Source organism: Burkholderia cepacia complex sp. TUM26381 (genome assembly GCF_057439935.1).
Map to the genome: position 1 here is coordinate 667,819 of NZ_CM172008.1, position 21,989 is coordinate 689,807.

A 21,989-nucleotide genomic window follows, 5' to 3' on the forward strand; every position below is an offset into this window, starting at 1 on the left:
CTGGTCGGCAAATGCAATCGGCAATGGCACCGGCCGGCGCCTCAGGAAAGGAGAAGACACGATGGTTGGAACGAACGACACGCCCGGCCCCGCGCTGGCAATCGTGCAGGCCGCGTGGAACGCGGCCGCGCGCGACTGGAATCCCGACGCGCTAACAAGCATCTACACGGCCGATGCGCTGTTCTTCGGTGGCCGGCCCGGCCATTCGGCGGGGCGTGATGCGATTCGTGCGTACTTCGCGTCGTACGATGGCGTGATCCGGTCGGCCACGCTGGCGCTGGTGGAGCAGCACTTCATCCGCCTGGGCGACGACTGCTTTCTCGCGCAAGGCTACGGCGAATTCGCGTTCGTGCTCGGTGACGGCAACACGTCACGCTCGCGCTTGCGCACGACGCTCGTGATCGCGTTGCAACAGGGCGACTGGAAAGTCCGCCAGCATCATTTTTCGACGTCGCCGGACACACCGCCGCTCTGAATCGGCCCATCTGCACGCGCGAACGCCCGCGCGTCCGCGCGCCACGGTCATGCAGCGGGGACGTGGCGCGCGAGAAACTGTTCGGCGGCCTGGCCGAACACGTCGTTGCGGTCGCCGGCAACCATGTGTCCCGCCGCCGCGACATTCACGTATTCCGCGTGCGGGCAGAGTTCGAGAAACTCGCGAACGCCGGCTTCGCTGACCACGTCGGAACTGCCGCCGCGCACCAGCAGCGTGGGGAGCGCGAGGTTGCGCGCGCAGGCCGAGAAGCGCGCGTGACGGGCAGCAAGATCGGTCGTTCCCGACAGGAAGCGCGGGTCCCAGTGCCAGCGGTAGCGGCCGTCGTCGCCGAGCCGGACATTCTTCGACAGGCCGGCATGACTGCCCGGACGCGGCGAGCTCGAGCGGTAGCGGCCGATCGCGTCGGCGACTTCGTCGAGCGAGCCGAAGCCGTCGGGATTCTGCTGCATAAACGTCCTGATGCGCGCGACGCCGGCCGGCTCGGTGTACGGCACGATATCGACCAGGATCAGCGCGCGCGCATCGATCCGGCGTTCTCCGATCGCGACAAGACTGGTGCCGCCGCCCAGCGATGCGCCGATGAGTACCGGACGGCACCCGCCCAGCGCGCCGACGATGTGCCGCAAGTCGTCGACGAACGCGTCCTGGCTGTAGTCGCCCGCGGCGCTCCAGTCCGAGTCGCCATGTCCGCGCGCATCGTACGCGACGGCGAAGTAGCCAGCGCTGCCCAGCAACGCGCCCGTGCCGCCCCAAGCGTGACGCGTCTGGCCGCCGCCGTGGAGCAGCACGACGAGCGGCGCGTCCGGATGCCCCCACGTATCGCCCGCGAGCCGCACGCCGTCCGCGGTGCGCCACAGGTGCGCGGGATCGGGGGTGCCGGGCAGCCGGTTTCCCGGTTTGGCCGGGGCTCGCAAGACGGATTCGGTTGATGAAGGCATGACGGGACGATGATCGACGGATGGAGAAGGGCGGGCCGCTCGTGCGGGCCGCCGTGCCCTCGAACTTCGCCGGTGGGCGCATGCGTGTCAACGCGAACGGCCACGGTGTTCCGTACAGTGAGCGCGCGGACGCTGCATGGTTCGACGCCATCGTGCGAACGCTGCGCAACGTCGAACCGCCGACGAGAGATTCAGGCAATCGTGCGGCCGGCGAACCCCGCGCGGCAGGCGTGCCGACGGTGTTTTGGCTCACTGGCTCGCGCCCTGAAAATACGCTACCCTCTCAAACATTAGTTTTGTGCCGCCGCGTGGCGGCCTGCGAGAGGATCAGGCAGTACCCGGGGAGACGGAGACACGCCGCCGGCCGCCATCGGCGAGCCGGAACGGCAACGGGATGATCATGCGGGCGGTGCCCTCCACGACGCCGCGCGGCCGGGCACTGCGCATGCGGCATCCGGATCTCTTCACTTCATCTTGATAACAGCGGACGGCTGATACACGAACGTGCGAAAGCGAAATGTAAATCCCAGCGCGGATACCCGGGAAACCTTGCTGCGGCTGGCCGCGCGCTCCTTTGCGACGCAGGGCTATGCCGCGACGACGATGCGCGCCATCGCCGACCAGGCCGGCATCGAGGCGGCCAGCATCTACTATCACTTCTCGTCGAAGGAAGAACTGGTCGACGTCGTGATGGAGCACGGCGCGGACAGCATCGTGCAGCACATCAAGGAACACTTCGACGCGCTGCCGCCCGATGCGACGGCCGACGCGCGCTTCAAGGCAGCGCTGGTCGGGCAGATGAGCGCGCTGATCAAGTTCGGCGACTACGCGCTCGCGCATGGCCGGCTGCTGACCCAGCTTCCGGACAAGGTGCGGGAGCGTCAGGTCAAGCGGCGCGAGCGCCACCAGCAGCTGTGGACCGCGGTGTTCGACGACTTGCGCGCCGAAGGGTTCCTGCGCGAGGACGTGGACATCGCGCTGTGCCGCGTGTTCGTCCTCGGTTGCATCAACTCGGTCCAGACCTGGTTCGACCCGAAGAAGGGCTCGCTGGACAAGGTCGCCGACCAGCTCGCCACGATGTTCTTCGATGGCGTGAAGCCTGCGGCAGGTGCGAAGCCCGCGGCGAAAGCCCGGCGCGGCAGCCGCAAGGCCGAACTGGCCGCATCGTCCTGACGCCGCGCGGCTGAGCGGCGGGCGGCGCGCTGCACGGCGCACGCGGCCGGCTCACGCGACCGCGCGATCGCGCAGCGCCGGGCCGCGCGCAAGCCGGCGATCGAGAAAATCGAGCACGGTATGGGCGAACCGGTCGTTGTGTTCCCCCGCGACCGTGTGGCCGGCATCCCGCACGTCCGCATGTTCCGCGTGCGGGCACAGGTCGAGGAACTCGCGCGCACCCGCCTTGCTGACGATTTCCGACTCCTCCCCGCGCACGAGCAGCGTCGGCAGCTTCAGGCGGCGCGCGCTGGCCGCAAAGCGCGTATGGCGTCGCGCCAGGTCGCGCGGCCACGCGAGAAAGTGCGGATCCCAATGCCAGCGATATTTCCCGTCGTCGTAGCGCAGGCTGCGGGCCAGGCTTTCCTGCGTGAGCGCATGCGCCGGGCGCGCGCGATAGTTGCGGATCGCGTCGGCCGCTTCGTCCGGCGATCCGAAACCGTCCGGCGGCTGCCGCATGAACGACTGCAGGCGCAACACGCCTGCCGGTTCGATGTACGGTGCGATGTTGACGAGCACGAGCGCTTCGGCGTCGACATACCCTTCGCCGACCGCGAGCAGGCTCGTCCCGCCGCCGAGCCCCGCGCCCACGAGTACCGGCCGCCGGCCTTCGAACATCGCGGCGACACGCTCGAGGTCCCGGATCATCGCCCCCTGACTGTAGTTGCCGGTCGGCGACCAGTCCGATTCTCCATGTCCGCGCGCATCGAACGCCACGGCATGAAAGCCCGTCGCGCCGAGCGCGCGGCCCATGCCGCTCCACGCATGGCGCGTCTGCCCGCTGCCGTGCAGCAGCACGACCGGCGTGCCGTCGGGGTCACCCCACGAGCGGCCCGCGAGCCGGATTCCGTCGGCGCCTTTCCAGGTGTGCGTGGTGCCGGCCGGGCCGACCGCACGTGTTCCCGTCGTCATCGCATGGTTCATGGTTCGATTGCATTCGCGTTGCGCAGCCCGGGCCGGAGCGCCCGCCATTGGCGATCCTCGTCCGGCCGGCTTCCGGCGCTGCATTGCCGAAATGTGACGCATGCCGAACGGAATTCGGCACGCCCCTGCATACGTTCGCGCCAGTTGGCAATCGAGTCAATCGAGGCGGCCGGAATGTTCCGTACTCCGGCCGAATGGGGCAAGGCACATCGCATCGTGCCCCATGGCGCACCGCTAGAACCGCTTGTTGATCCCGATGATCGCGCCGATCGTCGTGCCCGGCGCGCCGTACAGCGCGTTGTCGATCGACAGGCCGAATTTTTGCCGACCGTGATTGTTCACCGCGCCGACCTCCGCATACAGCGAGGTTGCCTTCGACAGGAAATAGCGCGTCGTCAGCGCACCGAGCAGCGTGTGATTGTTCGCATCCTGCGGATCGCGGATGTACCACACGCCCGAGTTGATATCGAGCTGCGGCAGCGGATAGTAATCGAAGCCGAGATTCCAGACGTTGTTGGTGCCGCCGTTCGTCACCCCGCCGGCGACCGTCGTCGGCAGCTTGTAGCTGGTGAACGAGCCCTTCACCGCGAATGTGCCGAAGTGGTAGCTGAGCCCGAGCATCCGGCCCAGGAACGGCTGCTGGAAGATCGTCAGCCCCGCGGAATTCCTGGCCGAACTCGAGTCGTACATCGCGGCGTTCACGACCAGCCCGCGAAACTCGTAGCGCGCGCTGACCGAATACTGCTGCGCCGCGCGGTAGTCGCCCGGTATGCCGCCGAATGCGTACATCGCGCTGGCGGAAAACCCGGCGAACTTCGGGCTCGTATAGGTGATCGCATTCGGATTGAAACTGCCGACGAACGTATTGGCGCCGTAGACGGAAAACGCCGTGCCGAACTGGCCGGCGTTGCGCGGGTCGGCCTCGTAGATCGCCAGCACGAACGGCGAATACTGCACGCCGGCCTTCAGCTGACCGAAGTTGCCGTCGACGGCCAGCCACGCCTGACGGCCGAAGAAATTGCCGTTGCTGTTGTCGAAGCCGCCGTTGACGACGCTCACGCCGCTTTCCAGCCTGAAGGTCGCCTTCAGTCCGCCGCCCAGGTCTTCCTGCCCGAACAGGCCGAAATTGGAAGGTTCCAGCCCGCCGTTGATGAGGCTGACCTGCTTGCCGCCGTTCGTACCGGTCGTCGGGTTGTGCGTCTTGCTGGTGAACAGCAGGCCCGTATCGAGCGTGCCGTACAGCGTGACGCTGCTTTGCGCCCACGACCATGCGGGCAGGAGAGCGACGCCAAGCGCGAGGATCGTCTTCTTCGTGCCCAACCCTGATGATCGGCTTACATTCATTTCGGTATCCGAATTTAATGAGAAGTGAAGGAGCGGAGTGTGTCGAACTGCCGAGGCTGTGCGGCGGATTCAGGACCGGACGGATGGGCCGGTTCGTTCTCGATGTCCGGGTGCGGACAGTCGTCTTTTGGTACGACGACAATCTAACGTTCGGTAGATTGAGGGGCGTGACATCGAATCTCCATCGGGTATAACCCGAGGCGGATTCGTGCTTTCAGGCAATGATCCGTTGGCTGAATACCGGCGTTCCGTACTTCAACTTATTCAACCGATCGCGGTGCCGGGAAACATGATCCGTTCTACGTAATAAAGCGCGTGGAAGCGTTCCCATGCGGGCATTGGGGGCCGTGTTTACTCGATTCGGAGGCGATGCCGCTGTCGAACGGCGTTTTACCCGACGGAACGAAATTTTTCAGGTACGCCGTCACTGCAAGTGCAGCTCGATCCGAAAATCGGCGCGCTCGTCCATGGATGGATCGTTCATCGCGAGCATCGAGGCGCGATCCATACCGTGCGCCGCTTCGTCGAAGGTCGGATGGACGTGCGGATTCGCGCGGCCGATGCAACGTGTAGTGGGGGAGATGGAGCGGAGAAGGCGTCGTCAGCCGTGATCCGGGCCCGCATGCGGGGGATCAGGCCGGAGGTGCCCGCAGCCCGGTCATTCGCGTCGGGTGATGCGGGTGATGCCGGTGATGCAGGCAATGCGTGCGAACGCCAGCGGCGAAGGCCCGGGCGAGCCCTCGCCGCACACGGCGCACGTATTTCGCGCGGCGCGCTTACTTGCCCATCGGCTTCGCGAACATCATGTGCGACATGCCGCCGTCGCATGCGATTGCCTGGGCCGTGATGTAGCCGGCCGCGGGCGACGCAAGATACACGATCAGGTCGGCGACTTCCTCCGGCTGGCCGACCCGGCTCATCGGCAGCATCGCCGCAAGCTGGTCGAGCAGTTCCTGCGGTACCGAGCCGCGCGCCATCGGCGTGTCGATCACGCCCGGCAGCACGACATTCACGCGCACGCCGTAGGATGCCCACTCGTGCGCCATCTGCCGGCTGAGCGTGATGAGCGCCGCCTTGCTCGGGCCATAGGCGCCGCCCTGTGAATAGCCGTGTACGCCCGCCAGCGAAGCCGTGTTCACGATCGCCGCATGCGGGCTCTGCTTCAGGTGCGGCAGCGCGCTGCGCGCGAGCATCAGCGCACCGTCCACGTTGACCTGGAAGCCGCTGCGCCATTCGTCGATCGACACGTCCTCGAGCATCCCGGAACGCACCAGCGCGGCCGTGTTGATGACGACGTCGAGCCGGCCGAAGCGTTCGACCGTCCTGGCGATGGCCGCGTCGATGTCCGACTGTTTCGACACATCGAGGCCGAGCGCGAGCGCGTGGCCGTCGCGGCGCGCGATCTCGCCGGCCACGCGTTCGGCGTTGCCCGCGTTCAGGTCGGCAACAGCGACCGCACCGCCGTTCGCCGCGAAGGTTTTCGCACTGGCCTCGCCCATGCCGCTGCCGGCGCCGACCACCAGCGCGACCAGCCCCTTGATGCGAGAATGGACCATCCAGTCGCGCGGTGCTGCGTTGTTGAATTCGGTATTGCTCATCGGTTGCTCCTCCAAAAGTTTGTTCATGCGCCGGCACGCATTCGGCCGGCGGGTCAGGTACGACGGTCTTGACTTCGAGAAATGCTTCGAGGCCGCCCGCGCTCGATTCCTTGAAGCCCCCGAAGCCGATGGAGAAATCGGTGCGAGACGCGTTGTGTCCCACCAACCCCGCATGCAGCCGCCGCGCGACGCGCAGCGCCCGCTCTGCGTCGTGCGTGAACACCGCCGCATTGAGGCCGAAGGTCGTGTCGTTCGATATGGTTGCGCGCGCAGCCAATTCATCGGTCGCTCAATTGAACGCGGCGCAGGTGTCGGTGTACGAGGGCGCCACCCAGCGGCCGCCGATGCAGAGCCGATCCGCGTGCGGCATGCTGACGGCATGACGGGTCATGGTCGCGGTTTTCGAGGTTGCCGTCGGTGGTCAGTGCCCGGACGACCGCACCAACTGGCGGATGACGGTGCCGAAGTCCTCCACCTTTTCGAGGTTCAGCACGCTGTCGACGACCTGCTCGACAGTCGATACCGGCAGCAGGCCGTCGACGAACGTGCGGAACTTGTTCACCAGTTCATCGGTGGTCATGTAGGTCGCGGGGTCCACCGACGGCGTGCCTTTCGGAAACATCTTCTCGCCGGCGAAGACTTGCCCGCGCGCACGCACTTCCACGCGCGACGGACGGCTGGTGATGTCCGCCGAGATCGACTGGAAATAGGCCGGATGGGTTTCCAGCGACACGCGATTCATCAGCGCCATCACGGACGGGTCGAACACGACGGACGGGTCCTGCCAGCGGGGGCCGGGCGGAATGCGGTGGGCCGCGACCGCAAGACCGTGCGAGAAGCAGAACTGCGCGTCGTGTACCTCCAGGATTTCGCGGTTCGTGAAGCAGGGCAGCACATAGGCCCAGCCTTCGCCGAACGACGTGATGCCGTCGATCTCTTCGGGCTTCAAATCGTGTTGCGTCACGATGTCGATCAGCAGGTCGAGCGGCGCGTGCATCACGCGGCAGTGCGGATACGGCTTGAACATCTGGAAGCCGGGAAAGCGCCACTCGTCGCCCAGATCCCGCGTGATGATCTCGGGCATCCAGCGGTCGGTACCGATGAAGCTCGCGTAACCGTTGACCGCGTCGTCGAGGATGCGCACATCGCCGCGATGGCCCAGTTCGCCCAGGTCGGCGGCCGTGAGCGCGATGTTGGTCAGGCCGCCGGCCAGCTGGTACTTGATGGTGGCGGTGGGCGCGTGCGTGAACCACGCGCGCTGCGCATTCACCGGCGCCGATGCGGCGGCCAGGCCCAGCGCGTTGGCCAGTTGCGTCGCCGACAGCCGCTTGAGCTTGCCCGCGGACGCGGTCGCGCCGAACACGGTGCTGCTGTAGCCCACGACCGATGCGGGATTGGCCGACTTGCCGTCCTTGGTGTCGCGGTAGCCGCTCATCGCGGCGCCGAAGCGGTAGGACATCTCGTGCGATACCGCCACGGCGGCGATCAGGTCGCGCCCGGAGCGCCGGTGTGTTTCGGCCGTCGCGAATGCGCCCGGCAGCACATACGGGCTCACGTGGCCCGGCAACAGCACCGAATCCGCATCCAGCGCGTTCAGCAATTCGCTGTTGGCGAACGCGGCGCCGTAGGCGGTCGAGCGTTCACCGGTGCCGATGATGGTCGCGTCGCCCGCGCGGCCGCCGATGCGGCGGCCCGTTTCGATGCCGATGCGTCCCCTCGGATGATCGATCCCCGCCAGCGCGACACCCAGCGAGTCGAGAATGTCGCGCTTGCACTCCTGCACGACGATGTCGGGTAGCCGGGCGACGTCGACGCCGGCCGAGAAGTCGGCCAGTTGCTGGATGAGGGTCGGGTGACTCATGTGTCTCGCTCCTTGTTCTGATTCTGTTCCTGCGAATGCCTTCAGGTTTGGCGCTGAACCCGCCGCACGCAACGTTTGTGTCGAAAACGTTCCGCGCGTCGAAAAGCGCTCGCCGGAACGCGTGCATTTGACTCGCGGCATGCGGGGATTCCCTGATGGGAAATCCCCGCAAGCAAAATAGAATAACAACTGTTAGTTAGATTGCGGGGTATCCTGACGGTCCCTTGCGCTTTCCCCGGTACCGCGAACCGTCGCAGGTCACTTCATCGGCGGGCGTCGACACACGCCGCCCGCCGTTCCAGACAATCCCAGGGCCCAGCATGAAATACGAAGATTTCCAGTTCCTCCTGTTCGATCGCCAGCCGGACGGCGTCCTGCTCGTCACACTCAATCGTCCGGAGGTCATGAACGCCACGAACAACCGGATGCACTGGGAGTTGACCAAGGTCTGGGGCGTCGTCGGCGACGATCCGAACGTGAAGGTGGTCGTCGTGACGGGCGCCGGCGATCGCGCGTTCTCGGCCGGCGGCGATCTTGCCGTGGTCGAGGAAATGGCGGCCAGCCAGGAGGCCACGATGCGCGTGATGAAGGAGGCGTCCGACATCGTCTACAACATGCTCGCGTGCGACAAGCCGATCATTTCCGCGATCAACGGCACGGCCGTCGGCGCGGGCCTCGTCGTCGCGCTGCTGGCGGACGTGAGCGTGATGGCCGAGGACGCGAAGCTGACCGACGGACATGCGCGCCTCGGCGTGTCGGCGGGCGATCACGCAGCCATCGTGTGGCCGCTGCTGTGCGGGATGGCCAAGGCCAAGTATTACCTGATGACCGCGGATTTCGTCGACGGCAAGGAAGCCGAACGGATCGGCCTGGTCAGCTTTTGTGCGCCGCGCGCCGAGGTGCTGTCGCGCTCGCTGGCCATCGCGGCCAACCTCGCGCGCGGCAGCCAGACCGCGATTCGCGCGACCAAGAAATCGCTCAACAACTGGATGCGCGTGGCGGGGCCGGTATTCGACAACTCGCTCGCGCTTGAAATGCTGTGTTTTCTGGGGGCGGACGTCAAGGAGGGCGTCGCCGCGTTGCGCGGCAAGCGCCAGCCCGAATTTCCGTCGGCCCGCCTGCCGCAGTCGTGACCGCTCGAACCCACGGACCGCGATCACGCTGCACCCTTCAATCTAACTAACGACAGGTTAAATGAGACAGCTCACCCTGCTTCTCGACGGCATGACGCATACCGAAGCCGCACGCTGGCACGACGGCCGCTTCTGGTTCAGCGATCTCTATACCGAATGCGTGTACTCGATGCGCGAGGACGGCAGCAACCTCTGCGAGGAGATGCACGTGCCCGAATGTCCGTCCGGCATCGGCTGGCTGCCCGACGGGCGGCTGATCGTCGTGTCGATGCACGACCGCGCGCTGTTGCGCCGCGAGCACGACGGCTCGGTCGTGCGTCATGCCGACCTGTCGCCGCACCTGGAATTCGAACCCAACGACATGGTGGTGGACACGCAGGGCCGCGTGTGGGTCGGCAACTTGGGCTTCGACGTGATGAAGCTCGCGCCGCGCCGCCCGGGCCGGCTCGCACGCGTCGATCCGGACGGCACGGTCACGATGGTGAGCGAACCGCTGCACTTCGCGAACGGCGCGACGATCATCGACGGGCGCACGCTGGTGGTGTCGGAATCCTGGGGCAACCGGATGTCGGCGTTCGACATCCGGCCGGACGGTTCGCTCTCCGCGCGTCGCGACTGGGCGACCTTCGGCCCGGTGCCGCAGGACGAGGACGTGATCCGCTCGATGGGCGAGATCGTTGTCGCGCCGGACGGCATCTCGCAGGTCGATGCGGAGGGCGCGATCTGGGTCGCCGATTTCACGAAGACGCGCGTGCTGCGCGTGGCGCCCGGCGGCACGATTCTCGAGGAAATCCAGACCGGCGAGCGCAACTGCTATGCCTGCGCGCTGGGCGGCGAGGATCGACGCACGCTGTTCATGTGCGTGACGCCCGCCGATTTCAATCCGGAGGTGCGCCGCGCCAATCCGCTGAGTGCGGTGCTGTCGACACGCGTCGACGTTCCGCTCGCCTGATGCATCAGGCCCCCCAACTGGAGAATTCATGACGACCATCACTGATACCGCGCAAGCCGCGCGTGCAAAAGCGCTCGCGTGGATCGGGCAGGGCGCGAAGCGCCTGCTGATCGGCGGGCAATGGGTCGATGCCGCATCGGGCAAGACCTTCGAGACGATCAACCCCGCGACCGAACAGCTGCTTTGCCGGGTCGCCGAGGCCGACAGTGCCGATGTCGACGCCGCGGTGATCGCCGCGCGCAAGGCATTCGAAGCGCCGTCATGGTCGGCGCTGTCGCCGCACGCCCGCACACGGGCGCTGCTGAAGATCGCGGACAAGATCGAGGCCCACATCGACGAGCTGGCCGCGATCGAGTCGCTCGACAACGGCATGCCGCTGTGGTTCGCGCAAGGCGCGGTGACCGCCACGGTGGACATCGTGCGCTACTACGCGGGCTGGTGCTCGAAGGTGCTCGGCACCACGATTCCGTCGGACGGCAGCACGCTGATCTACACGCTGCGCGAGCCGCTCGGCGTATGCGGCCAGATCATCCCGTGGAACGTGCCGATCCTGATGGCCGCGATCAAGTTCGCCAACGCGCTGTGCTGCGGCAACACGGTGATCCTCAAGCCCGCCGAGCTGGCATGCCTCACGTCGATCCGCCTCGCGGAGCTGATCCAGGAAACCGACCTGCCGCCGGGCGTGATCAACGTGCTGCCGGGCTTCGGCGCGACGGCGGGCGCGGCGCTGGCGCAGCACCCTGGCGTGGACAAGATCGCGTTCACGGGCTCGACGGCGGTCGGCAAGCAGATCACGCGCGACGCCACGGGAAACCTGAAGAAAGTGACGCTGGAACTCGGCGGCAAGGCGCCCAACGTGGTGTTTGCCGACGCCGACATCGAGAAGGCCGTGCAAGCCGCCGTGAAGACCTTCTGCGGCAACTCCGGCCAGGTGTGCTCGGCCGGCACGCGGCTGTTCGTGCAGGAGAGCATCCACGAGCAGGTCGCGGAGCGCGTGGCGCAGGTGGCGGCCGCATGGAAGGCCGGCGATCCGTTCGCGGCCGACACGAAGATCGGCCCGCTGATTTCGGCGACGCAGCGCGAGCGCGTGCGGTCGTACATCGGCGTGGGCCAGGAGGGCGGCGCGACGTTGCGGCTCGGCGGCCAGCCGTGGAGCGGCGCCGGTTACTTCGTCGAGCCGACGGTGTTCGACAACGTGCGCAACGGCATGCGGATCGCGCAGGAAGAGATCTTCGGGCCGGTGCTGTCGATCATCCCGTTCAAGGACGAGGACGATGCGGTGCTGCAGGCCAACGACACGACCTACGGCCTTTCCGCCGCGGTATGGACGCGCGACGTGGCGCGCGCGCACAAGGTCGTGCGTGCGCTCAAGGCCGGGCGGCTGTGGATCAACACCTTCGGCGAATCCGATCCGGCGATGGCGTTCGGCGGATACAAGCAATCGGGATGGGGGCGCGAATTCGGCCAGGAGTCGATCGACGCCTACACGCAAACGAAGTCGATCATGCTTCGCATGTAACTTCGTCATCCAGAACAATTCAGAAGGAGACACTCTTGAGCATCAACCCGAGCATGCCGGATTTCGTACGTGGCACCAAGAAGCTGCTGATCGGCGGGGAATGGGTCGAGCCCGTCGGTGGCGAACGCATCGAGGCCATCAACCCCGCGACCGGCGAAGTGCTGTGCCATGTCGCGCAGGGCAACGCGGAAGACGTGAGTCGTGCCGTGGCGGCCGCGCGCCGCGCGTTCGAGGGGCCGTGGAGCCGCTTCACGCCGCATGAGCGGCGCAAGCTGCTGCTGCGCGTGCACGACGTGATCCTCGATCACTTCGACGAGCTCGCGCTGATCGAGACGCTCGACATGGGCGCGCCGCTCGCCCGCACGCGCGGCTACAAGGAATGGCTGTCGCAACTGCTGCAGTTCTATGCGTCGCAAACCGGCGCCGGCGCGGTGGAAACGCCGCCGATGTCGATCGCCCCGGGCTTCACCGCGCTCAAGCAACTGATGCCGGTGGGCGTGGTCGGCGGCATCATCCCGTGGAACGGCCCGCTGATGGGGCTGTGGTGGATCTACGGCCCCGCGCTCGCCACCGGCTGCACGGCCGTGCTGAAGCCGGCCGAGGATGCGTCGCTGTCGTCGCTGCGCGTGTCCGAGCTGATGATGGAAGCGGGCGTGCCCGACGGTGTGATCAACGTCGTGACCGGCTACGGCAAGGACGTCGGCCAGGCGCTGGCCGAACACCCGGACGTCGATCGCGTGGCGTTCACCGGCTCGGTGGGCACCGCGCAGGCCATCGTGCGCGCGTCGGCCGGCAACCTGAAGCGGCTGCAGCTCGAACTCGGCGGCAAGTCGCCCGACATCGTGTTCGCCGATGCCGATCTCGACAAGGCCGTGCCCGGCGCGGCGATGGGCGTGTTCACCAACACCGGCCAGGTTTGCGTGGCAGGTACACGGATCTTCGTGCAGCGCGCGATCCACGACGAATTCGTGCAGCGCATGGCCGCGTTCGCCGGCTCGATCCGGATCGGCGACGGCCGCGATCCCGATACGCAGATCGGCCCGCTGATCTCGCGGCGCCAGCTCGATCGCGTGATGCATTACGTGGACATCGGCGCCACGGAGGCACGACTCGTGCACGGCGGCCGGCGCCCGGACGGCGCACCGGCCGGCGGCTTCTTCGTCGAGCCGACGGTGTTTGCCGATGTCCGCAACGACATGACGATCGCCCGCGAGGAAATCTTCGGGCCCGTCGCTTCGGTGATTCCGTTCGACACGATGGACGACGCGCTGAAGCTCGCGAACGACACACCGTACGGCCTCGCCGGCGGCGTGTGGACGAGCAGCCTGTCGACCGCGCACAGGGTGTCGCAGGGGATTCGCTCGGGCACCGTCTGGATCAACTGCTACGGCGTGATCGACCCGGCCGTGGGCTTCGGCGGCACGAAGATGAGCGGCTACGGATGGAAGGGCGGGAAGGAGCACGTCGAGAGCTTCCTGTACCCGAAGGCCACCTATATCAACCTGGTCTGAGCCGGCACGACGCCGCTGCCCGACCGCACAGGAGACACAAGACATGAAAGGCGTAGTTTTCAGAGGCGAACGCACGCTGGAGATCCTGGATTTCGACGACCCGACGCCCGGCCCGGGCGAGGCCGTGATCGAGATGAAGGCTTCCGGGATGTGCGGCAGCGACCTGCATTTCTATCGCAACAAGCCGGCCGACGTGATCCGCTCGCTGGGTTTCAAGGATCTCGCGTCGCGCGGGATGTCGGAGGACACGCCGATCATCGGCGGTCACGAGCCGTGCGGCCAGGTGGTCGCGGTCGGCGCGGGCGTCGATCCGCGCGCGTTCAAGGCCGGCGACCGCGTCGCGGTGTTCCACTACGAAGGCTGCATGCACTGCGATCACTGCCGCACCGGCTGGACGCAGATGTGCAGCCACGGCGCGGATATCCACGGCGTCATCAAGCACGGCGGCCATGCGCACTACATGAAGGTGCCCGTGACGTCGCTGGTCCACCTGCCCGACGAAGTGTCGTATGCCACCGGCGCCGCGATTTCCTGCGGCACGGGAACGGCGTGGGGCGCGCTGCTGCGCCTCGACATCAGCGCGCGCGACACGCTCGCGGTGTTCGGCCTCGGCCCGGTCGGATTGTCGGCCGTGCAGCTGGCCGCGGCGATGGGCGTGGAAGTGATCGGCATCGACATCGCGGCCGATCGCGTCGCGCGCGCGAAGGAATTCGGCGCGACCCACGTGATCGACGGCAGCCAGCAGGACCCGATCGAGGAAATCCACAAGCTCACCGGCGGCCTCGGCGTGACCTGCGCGATCGATTGCGCGGGCGGCGACGTGCCCAAGCAGCAGGCCGTGCGCAGCACGCGCCCGTGGGGCCGCATCGCGCTGGTGGCCGTGGGCGGCAACCTCAACGTCGACGGCATGAAGGACGTGATCGGCAAGCAGCGCACCATCATCGGCTCCTACACGTTCTCGGAAGTCGGGATGAAGGACTGCATCCACTTCGTCGCCAAGCATGGCGTGGACGTCGACAAGCTGTTTACCGACCACTGGAAACTGGACCAGGCCGACGAGGCTTACCGGCAGTTCGACACGCAGGCGGGCGGCAAGGGCGTGTTCCTGTTCTGAGCACGCCACGGCATCCCGCGACCAGGAGACGGAACAATGGCGAAATTTGAACGGCAAGGGGTCGAAGACCCGATGGCCACGCTGTGCCGGATGGCGCTGCAAACGCAGTATGCCGACCTGCCGGCCGGCGTCACGCGCCATGCGAAGCAGACGCTGCTCGACGCGATGGGCGTCACCATCGGCGGCTCGGCCATGGAGGGCATCCCCGAGATCGTCGCGCTCGTGAAGGAGCGGGGCGGCAACCCGCAGACACCGCTGCCGTTCTACGGCGGCCGCGTGCCGGCCCACGAGGCGGCGCTCGCGCTGGGCCCGATGCCGCGCGCGATGGATTGCGGCGACCTGCACGAAGAAGCCGGCCACGTGACCGAATACGTGGTGCCGACGCTGCTGGCCGCCACCGGCCTGCGCGGCAAGGTGTCGGGCAAGGAATTCCTCGCGGCGATGGCGGTCGGGCAGGAAATCCTGGTGCGGCTCGGCACGGCGTACAAGGTCATCAACCGCGCGATCAAGCATCACGAATGCGGCGGCCACTACATCTTCGGCGCGGTGGCTGCCGTGGGCAAGCTGCTCGGGCTGACGCAGGAGCAGCTCGAAAACGCGCAGGGCATCGCGCGGACCATGACGCAGCCCAACACCATGGGCATCTATTCACCGGCCACGCTGATGGTGCGCATGCATCACGGGCTGGTGAGCCAGGCCGCGATCACGTGCTGCCAGCTGGCTCAGCGCGGCATCACGGGCCCGCGCGCCGAGGTGCTGACCGGGCCCAAGGGCTATCTGAGCACGGCGCGCTGGGAGACCGATCCCGACTTCATCCTGCACGCGCTCGGCGAGCACTGGGAGATGGAGAACATCATCACCAAGGGCTACAGCGCCTGCTATTTCTCGCATTCGTCGATCGACGCCATCCGCGAGCTGATGAAGGCGCACCGGTTCGGCGCGGGCGACATCGCCGGCATTCACATCGAGACGTCCACGCCGAGCTGGCGCGCGGTGTGCGAGCCGCAGGAGAAGAAGTGGCATCCGGTCACGGTGCCCGAATGCCAGTTCAGCCTGTCTTACGTGGTGGCCATTGCCGCGTTCGACGACAAGGTGTTCCTCGAGTCGTACAGCGAGGACGCACGTGCCCGGCCCGAGGTGCGCGAGCTGATGACGCGCATCACCGCCGAGGAAAACCCCGACGTGTCGGACTGGGGGGCGCGCCTCGCCGTCACGCTGCGCGACGGCCGCGTGCTGAAGCAGGAATGCGTGTACGTGAAGGGGCACCCGCGCAACCCGTTCACGGAAGAAGACTTCGTCGCCAAGTTCAGGCTCTGCGTGCCGTATGCCGCGATCGAGCTGTCGAAGCAGACGGTCGACAACATGATCGGCGACATCCTGCACCTCGACGAAGTGGACGACGTGGCCGCCGTGCTGCTCGATCCGCTCGTGCCGTCCGGGCACTGATCGATACCCGGACGAATCCGGCGCGGAAAGTTCGTGCCGGGCGAATCGCTGTGATCGCCCGGCACCATAAAAACATGTGAGGAGACCTCATGCATTCGCTCGAGCAGGTCACGATGGCCAAGGTGTTTCGGCGCCTCGTCCCGTTTTTCATGCTGTGTTATTTCATCTCGTTCCTGGATCGCGTCAACGTCGGCTTCGCCAGCCTGCAGATGAACGACGCGATCGGCCTCACGCCCGCGCAGTACGGCCTGGGCTCGGGGCTGTTCTTCCTGCTCTATTTCCTGTTCGAGGTGCCGTCCAACCTGTTGCTGGTGCGGGTCGGCACCCGCATCTGGATCGCCCGTATCCTGATTACCTGGGGGCTGATCTCGGGCGCCACGGCCTTCGTGACCGGCCCATGGAGCTTCTATGCCGTGCGCCTGCTGCTGGGGCTCGCGGAAGCCGGGTTCTTCCCCGGTGTCGCCTATTGCATCACGCTGTGGTTCCCGTCGGCGTACCGTGCGCGCGTGATGGGCTATCTGCTGGTGGCCGCGCCGCTGTCGTCGGTGATCGGCTCGCCGATCTCGGGCATGTTGCTGGGGCTGCGCGGGCTCGACGGCCTGGGCGGGCTGCAAGGCTGGCAGTGGATGTTCCTGATCGAGGCGGCGCCCGCCGTGATCATGGGCTTCGTCACGCTGCGCTACCTGAAGGGTGCGCCGCGCGACGCGCACTGGCTGCAGCCGGACGAACGCGCGTGGCTCGCCGCGCGCATGACAAGCGAGGACAACCGGCGCCGCGACGAACACGACATCCCGGTGGCGCGCGTGTTCAGCGACCGGCGTGTGTGGATGCTGGCCGCGATGGCGTTCGGCTTCTTCCTGACGATCTACGGCATCGGCTTTTTCCTGCCTCAGATCGTCAAATCCTTTGGCCTGACCAACGTGCAGACCGGCTTCGTCACGGCGATCCCCTACGTGATCGGCTCGGCGAGCCTGGTGTTCTGGGCGCGCCGCGCCGACCGGACCGGCGAGCGGCGCTGGAACATCGCGATTCCCGCGCTGATCGCCGCCGCTGCACTGGTAGGGGCCGGCCTGATCGATGCACCGGTGCTCAAGCTCGGCTGTTTCTGCGTGCTGGCCTTCGGCGTGTTCGGCGCGCTGCCCGCGTTCTGGGCGATCAATACCGACCTGCTGTCAGGGGCCGCTGCCGCGGCCAGCATCGCGTGGATCGGCGCGGTGGGCAACCTGGGCGGTTTCGCCGGGCCGTACCTGCTCGGCGTGACCAAGGCCCGCACGGGCGGCTATACGGCGGCGCTGCTGCTGATGGCCGTCGTCGCGTTGCTCGCCGCCGGCATCGCACTTTCGGTGGGGCGGCAGCGCAGTACCTATCGCCCCGCGTGAACCGACCCGGCCCGCGCGCAGGCCGGGCCGTTCATCCTTCGATCATCCAGGAGACTGCAATGACCGTCACCCACGACACCCGGCCGGTTGCGCCGGACAACTGCCCGCCGCTCGAGCAAGCGGTGGTGCGCTTCATCCAGGAACTGAAATACGAGCATCTCGACGCGCGCGCGCATGCCGGCATCAGCCGGCTGATGCGCGACCAGATCGCGTTGCAGGTCGGCATTTCGAAACTGCCGTGGTCCGAGCAGCTGCTCGCGTATGCGACGGCCCAGCAACGCCCGGGCAACAGCCGCGTGAGCGCGTCGGCGCTGACGATGAGCGCGGCCGACGCCGCCTTCGTCAACGGCTCGTACGGGCACGGCTTCGAGTACGACGACGCGCACGGCCCCAGCTACAGCCACCCCGGCAGCTGCGTGATTCCGGCCGCGCTCGCGATCGGCGAGGAACTGGGTTCGTCGCTCGAGGAGATCATCGTCGCGATGGTGGCCGGCTACGAGGTCTATGCGCGCATCGGCATGCTGGCCGCGCCCGAGCTGCTGCAGCGCGGTTATCACCCGCACGGCACGCTGTCCAACTTCGGCGCGGCGGCCGTCGCGGCCAAGCTGCGCGGGTTCGACGCCGAAACGACGCTGCACGCGCTGGCGGTCGCGCTGAGCCACGTGTCGGGCACGACCGAATACACGTCGACCGGCGGTTCGATCAAGCGCATCCACGCGGGCATCGGCACGCGCAACGGGATGGCGGCGGCCGACATGGCGCGTGCCGGCATCACCGGCCCGCGCGCGTTCCTGAGCGGCAACAAGGGTTTCTTCCGCACCTTCCTGCAACGCACGGCCGAGGACAATGCCGAAAAGCGCTTCGTCATCGACCGGCCGTTCGAGATCGGCACGGTGTGGCTGAAGGCGTACTGCGCGTGCTACTGCACGCACGCGTACATCGATGCGCTGCGGCCGTTCGCGGCACGCCGCGACGAGATCGCCGACATCCACCTGAAGATCACGCCGCACTTCAACGTCGTCGTCGGCACGGCCAATGTCAACGCGTACGCGCCGAAGAACATCGAACACGTGCAGTTCAGCCTGCCGATCCAGGCCGCGTTCACGCTGCTCGGCAAGGGCAACGGCTATCCGGTCCACCGCGACTACCTGGCAGGCAAGGTGGACATGGCGCCCGTGATCGACATCGCGCGCAGCATCCGCATCACCGAGGAACCCGAACTCGAGAAGCAGTATCCCGGCAAGTTCGTGGCCGACGTGACCGTCACGTTCAAGGACGGCCGCAGCGAGCACGTGTTCGTCGGCGATCCGATCGGTACCGACACGAATCCGATGCCGGAGCACGAGCAGGATGCGAAGTTCATGGACCTGACCACCGACGTGCTGGGCGCCGAACGCTCGCGCACGCTGCTGGCCGCGCTGCGCGAGCTGAATCCGGCGACGAAGGCCGCCGAGCTGACCGCTCTGTGGGCCGTCGAAGGCTGACCGTGAAAGCCGTCCGGGGCGCCCTGTGCGTCCCGGGCGGGCGCCACACAAGACAATGGGCGGCGCCGGGAAACCGGATGCCGCCCATCTTTTTCTGCGTTGACCCTCGAATACCGGGCCGTCAATACCGCGAGTGAATCGCGAACCGCCTGCCGATCGCGCCTATTTCCTCACGCTCGCGACGATCGCCTCGGCCGCGCGGATCACCGGGAGATCGACCATGCGGCCGTCGAGGTTGAACACCGCGCCGCCGTGCTTCGCGGCTTCGTCGATCACGCGGCGCGCCCATGCCTGTTCTTCATCCGAATGGCCCAGTGCGTCGTTCACGCCGGCGACCTGCGCCGGGTGGATGCACAGCTTGCCGCCGAAGCCGAACGCACGCGCACGCCGGGCATCGGCCGCGAGGCGCTCGGCGTCGTCGGTGCGAACGGTCACGCCGTCGATCGGCGCGGGCAGCCGCGCGCGGCGCGCGGCGGCCACGAGCGCGTTGCGCGCAAAGGCCAGCTCCGGTTCTTCCGCCGATGCGCGCATGCCGAGGTCGAGCTGGAAATCCAGATGACCGAACGCGAGCCGAACGACCTGCGGATCGCGCGCCAGCGCATCGGCCGCATCGAGCCCGGCCAGCGATTCGATCAGTGCGACGATGCGCGCCGCGTCGCCGAGTTGTTGCGCGACGTGGCGCAGCGCAGTCGCGTCTTCGGACTTCGGCAGCATCACGACGACGCCTTGGCTGGTCCAGTCGCGCAGCAATGCGATGTCCGCGTCGTGCCACGGCGTACCGACGGCATTCACGCGCACGACGGTGCGCGAGCGCTGTTCCGGCGTCAGGAGCGGCAGGTGCTGCGCGAGCTGATCGCGCGCGGCATCCTTGCTGTCCATGGCGACCGCATCCTCGAGATCGATGACGATGCAGTCGGCGGCCGAATCGAGCGCCTTCGCGAAACGTTCGGGCCGGGTGGCCGGCACGAACAGGAAACTGCGCGCGTGATGCACGGGAGAAGAGGGCGTGGACATGGTTCAGATCGCGCCCGCGGCGCGCAGTTGTTCGATATCGGCGTCGGAGCGCCCGAGTTCGCGCAGAATCGCCATGCTGTGCTCGCCAAGCGCCGGCACCGCGTCCATGCGGACGTCGAAGCTGTCGATCGTGGCCGGCGGCAGGAGCGCCTGCAGTTCACCGGCGGGCGAGTCGATGGTGCGGAAGCGCTCGCGCGCATGCAGTTGCGGGTGCGTCCACAGATCGCTCACCTGGTTGACGGCCGCGTTCGCGATCTGCGCGTCGTCCAGGCGTGCAATGACTTCCTGCGCGGTGAGGCCCGCAAACGCCGCTTCGATCACGGCCTTCAGTTCGGCCCGATGTTCCGAGCGCCGGACATTGGCGTCGAAACGCGGGTCGGTTGCCAGCGCCGGGTCGCGCAGCACGGTGTCGCAGAACGCTTTCCACTCGCGCTCGTTCTGCAGGCCCAGCATCACGACGCGGCCGTCGCCCGCCGTGAACGGGCCGTACGGATAGATCGTCGCGTGCGCGGCGCCGTTGCGGCCCGGCGGCTGCTGGCCGTCGTACGCGTAGTACATCGGGAAGCCCATCCACTCGGCCAGCGCTTCGAGCATCGAGATTTCCACGTGCGAGCCTTCACCTGTGACGCCGCGCTGCAGGAGTGCGCTGAGAATGCCCGTGTACGCATACATGCCAGCCGCGATATCCGCGATCGAGTTGCCGGCCTTGCTCGGCTCGTCGGGCGTGCCGGTGATCGACAGGAACGCCGCCTCGCTCTGGATCAGCAGGTCGTAGGCTTTCTTGTCGCGATAGGGACCGTCGCCGCCGTAGCCGGAGATGTCGCACACGATCAGCCGCGGATATTTGGCGTGCAGTGCGTCGAACGACAGGCCCATGCGCGCGGCCGCGCCCGGTGCGAGGTTCTGCACCAGTACGTCGGCCTGCGCGACGAGCTCGCCCAGCACTTCCTGGGCGGCGGGCTGCTTCAGGTCCAGCGTGAGGCTTTCCTTCGAGCGGTTGGTCCAGACGAAGTGCGACGCGAGTCCGCGCGTACGGTGATCGTAGGCGCGTGCGAAATCGCCGACGCCGGGGCGTTCCACCTTGATCACGCGCGCGCCGAGGTCGGCGAGCTGGCGGGTGCAGAAGGGCGCGGCGATCGCGTGTTCGAGCGTGACGACGGTCATCCCGCTCAGGGGGCCTTTTCGAGCTTGCATGGTCGGATCGTTATTCCAGTTCGGCGCTGGCCTGCATGGCCAGCTGTCCTTGCGGGCCGCGTGCCCACACGCGGGCGGTATGGCCTTCGAGCGCGCCGTTCACCGTGAAGGGCGCGGTGTCGAACAGCGGGCTGACCGCCTTGAATTCGAAACTGCGAATGGTCTTGCCGGGGTGCGTGAGGCGCAGTTCCTCCATCAGCAGCATCGCGATCAGCGGGCCGTGCACCACCAGGCCCGGATAACCTTCTTCCTGCATCGCATACGGGCGGTCATAGTGGATCCGGTGGCCGTTGAAGGTCAGGGCGGAAAAGCGCATCAGCAGCACCGGGTCGGGCGTGATGGTGCGCGAATACTGTTCGTCGGCCGGTGCCGGCTGCGGAGCCGGTGCGGGGGCGCCGGCCGACGCGGGCGGCGGGGCGTCGCGATACACGATGTCCTGTTCCTCGCGGATCGCCACGCCTTGCGCGTCGCTGATTTCATGCAGCACGGTCACGAACACGAGCTGGCCGCTACGGCCGGACTTGCTCTGTACGTTCATGATCGTGGAACGACGCTGCACCGTCGCATCAACGGCCAGCGGGCGCAAGAACTGCAGCCGTCCGCCGGCCCACATGCGTCGCGGGAGCGCGACCGGCGGCAGGAAACCGCCGCGCCGCGGGTGGCCGTCTGCACCGATGTTCGACTGGCGCTCGCCCGGCAGGAAGTACAGCCAGTGCCACAGCGGCGGCAGGGCGGCCGGCAGCGCGGACGCGTCGTCATAATCCAGCGTCGCTCGCAGGAGCCGGATCGGCGCCCGGGTAATCCGGTCCGCGCTTTCTTCGCGGCGGCCGACCCACGCGTCGAATGATTCGGGTTGTTCGACACTCATGT

18 protein-coding genes and 1 pseudogene are annotated in these 21,989 nt (G+C 67.2%); 10 read left to right on the plus strand and 9 right to left on the minus strand.

Going from position 1 to position 21,989, the window contains the following annotated elements; genetic code table 11:
- Window positions 1-61 precede the first annotated feature (61 nt).
- The gene (locus ACWMMN_RS34900) at window positions 62-475 is read left to right on the plus strand and encodes a YybH family protein (RefSeq protein WP_256087371.1); all 414 of its coding nucleotides are present in this window, start codon (window positions 62-64) and stop codon (window positions 473-475) included.
- A gap of 47 nt (window positions 476-522) precedes the next feature.
- Here the strand turns inward: ACWMMN_RS34900 and ACWMMN_RS34905 are convergent, their stop codons facing one another.
- A complete protein-coding gene (locus tag ACWMMN_RS34905; RefSeq protein WP_486424128.1) occupies window positions 523-1,410 on the minus strand; it encodes an alpha/beta fold hydrolase in 888 nt (295 codons plus the stop codon).
- Window positions 1,411-1,983: 573 nt separating this feature from the next.
- Here ACWMMN_RS34905 and ACWMMN_RS34910 point away from each other — a divergent pair.
- Complete coding sequence (locus ACWMMN_RS34910) at window positions 1,984-2,607, plus strand: TetR/AcrR family transcriptional regulator (RefSeq protein ID WP_059241659.1); 624 nt, start codon at window positions 1,984-1,986, stop codon at window positions 2,605-2,607.
- Window positions 2,608-2,658: 51 nt separating this feature from the next.
- Here the strand turns inward: ACWMMN_RS34910 and ACWMMN_RS34915 are convergent, their stop codons facing one another.
- The 5 genes and pseudogenes from ACWMMN_RS34915 to ACWMMN_RS34935 form a co-directional block, all read right to left on the minus strand.
- A complete protein-coding gene (locus ACWMMN_RS34915) occupies window positions 2,659-3,558 on the minus strand; it encodes an alpha/beta fold hydrolase (protein ID WP_486424129.1) in 900 nt (299 codons plus the stop codon).
- Window positions 3,559-3,804: 246 nt separating this feature from the next.
- Window positions 3,805-4,914, minus strand: coding sequence for a porin (locus ACWMMN_RS34920; protein ID WP_048027123.1), 1,110 nt, complete (start codon window positions 4,912-4,914; stop codon window positions 3,805-3,807).
- Window positions 4,915-5,690: 776 nt separating this feature from the next.
- Window positions 5,691-6,512: an SDR family NAD(P)-dependent oxidoreductase gene (locus ACWMMN_RS34925; RefSeq protein ID WP_340626012.1), complete on the minus strand. Its 822-nt coding sequence runs from the start codon at window positions 6,510-6,512 to the stop codon at window positions 5,691-5,693.
- Window positions 6,513-6,594: 82 nt separating this feature from the next.
- Window positions 6,595-6,789: pseudogene (locus ACWMMN_RS34930) on the minus strand (aldehyde dehydrogenase family protein); the annotation flags it as partial.
- Between the two features lie 144 nt (window positions 6,790-6,933).
- Window positions 6,934-8,373, minus strand: coding sequence for an MmgE/PrpD family protein (locus tag ACWMMN_RS34935; protein ID WP_340626013.1), 1,440 nt, complete (start codon window positions 8,371-8,373; stop codon window positions 6,934-6,936).
- 320 nt (window positions 8,374-8,693) lie between these two features.
- Here ACWMMN_RS34935 and ACWMMN_RS34940 point away from each other — a divergent pair, with 320 nt between their 5' ends.
- From ACWMMN_RS34940 to ACWMMN_RS34975, 8 genes are all read left to right on the plus strand, one after another.
- Window positions 8,694-9,506, plus strand: coding sequence for an enoyl-CoA hydratase/isomerase family protein (locus ACWMMN_RS34940; protein WP_340626014.1), 813 nt, complete (start codon window positions 8,694-8,696; stop codon window positions 9,504-9,506).
- 61 nt (window positions 9,507-9,567) lie between these two features.
- Window positions 9,568-10,458, plus strand: a complete 891-nt coding sequence (locus ACWMMN_RS34945; RefSeq protein WP_486424130.1) for an SMP-30/gluconolactonase/LRE family protein — start codon at window positions 9,568-9,570, stop codon at window positions 10,456-10,458.
- Window positions 10,459-10,486: 28 nt separating this feature from the next.
- Complete coding sequence (locus ACWMMN_RS34950; RefSeq protein WP_340626016.1) at window positions 10,487-11,977, plus strand: aldehyde dehydrogenase family protein; 1,491 nt, start codon at window positions 10,487-10,489, stop codon at window positions 11,975-11,977.
- Between the two features lie 35 nt (window positions 11,978-12,012).
- A complete protein-coding gene (locus ACWMMN_RS34955) occupies window positions 12,013-13,488 on the plus strand; it encodes an aldehyde dehydrogenase family protein (protein WP_486424131.1) in 1,476 nt (491 codons plus the stop codon).
- 43 nt (window positions 13,489-13,531) lie between these two features.
- Window positions 13,532-14,602 carry a zinc-dependent alcohol dehydrogenase family protein gene (locus tag ACWMMN_RS34960; RefSeq protein WP_486424132.1) on the plus strand — a complete coding sequence of 357 codons (1,071 nt, stop codon included), beginning with the start codon at window positions 13,532-13,534 and terminating at the stop codon, window positions 14,600-14,602.
- Between the two features lie 36 nt (window positions 14,603-14,638).
- Window positions 14,639-16,048, plus strand: coding sequence for an MmgE/PrpD family protein (locus tag ACWMMN_RS34965; RefSeq protein ID WP_486424133.1), 1,410 nt, complete (start codon window positions 14,639-14,641; stop codon window positions 16,046-16,048).
- Between the two features lie 89 nt (window positions 16,049-16,137).
- A complete protein-coding gene (locus tag ACWMMN_RS34970) occupies window positions 16,138-17,427 on the plus strand; it encodes an MFS transporter (RefSeq protein WP_486424134.1) in 1,290 nt (429 codons plus the stop codon).
- 59 nt (window positions 17,428-17,486) lie between these two features.
- Entirely contained in the window at window positions 17,487-18,911 is a 1,425-nt protein-coding gene (locus ACWMMN_RS34975) for an MmgE/PrpD family protein (protein WP_486424135.1), read from the plus strand.
- A gap of 162 nt (window positions 18,912-19,073) precedes the next feature.
- Here the strand turns inward: ACWMMN_RS34975 and ACWMMN_RS34980 are convergent, their stop codons facing one another.
- From ACWMMN_RS34980 to ACWMMN_RS34990, 3 genes are read right to left on the minus strand one after another with little or no spacing between them, the layout of a single operon-like run.
- Window positions 19,074-19,925, minus strand: coding sequence for an HpcH/HpaI aldolase/citrate lyase family protein (locus ACWMMN_RS34980; RefSeq protein WP_342706370.1), 852 nt, complete (start codon window positions 19,923-19,925; stop codon window positions 19,074-19,076).
- 3 nt (window positions 19,926-19,928) lie between these two features.
- Complete coding sequence (locus tag ACWMMN_RS34985) at window positions 19,929-21,119, minus strand: CaiB/BaiF CoA transferase family protein (RefSeq protein ID WP_342706371.1); 1,191 nt, start codon at window positions 21,117-21,119, stop codon at window positions 19,929-19,931.
- Between the two features lie 10 nt (window positions 21,120-21,129).
- Entirely contained in the window at window positions 21,130-21,987 is an 858-nt protein-coding gene (locus tag ACWMMN_RS34990) for an HTD2 family dehydratase (RefSeq protein ID WP_059241680.1), read from the minus strand.
- Between the last annotated feature and the right edge of the window lie 2 nt (window positions 21,988-21,989).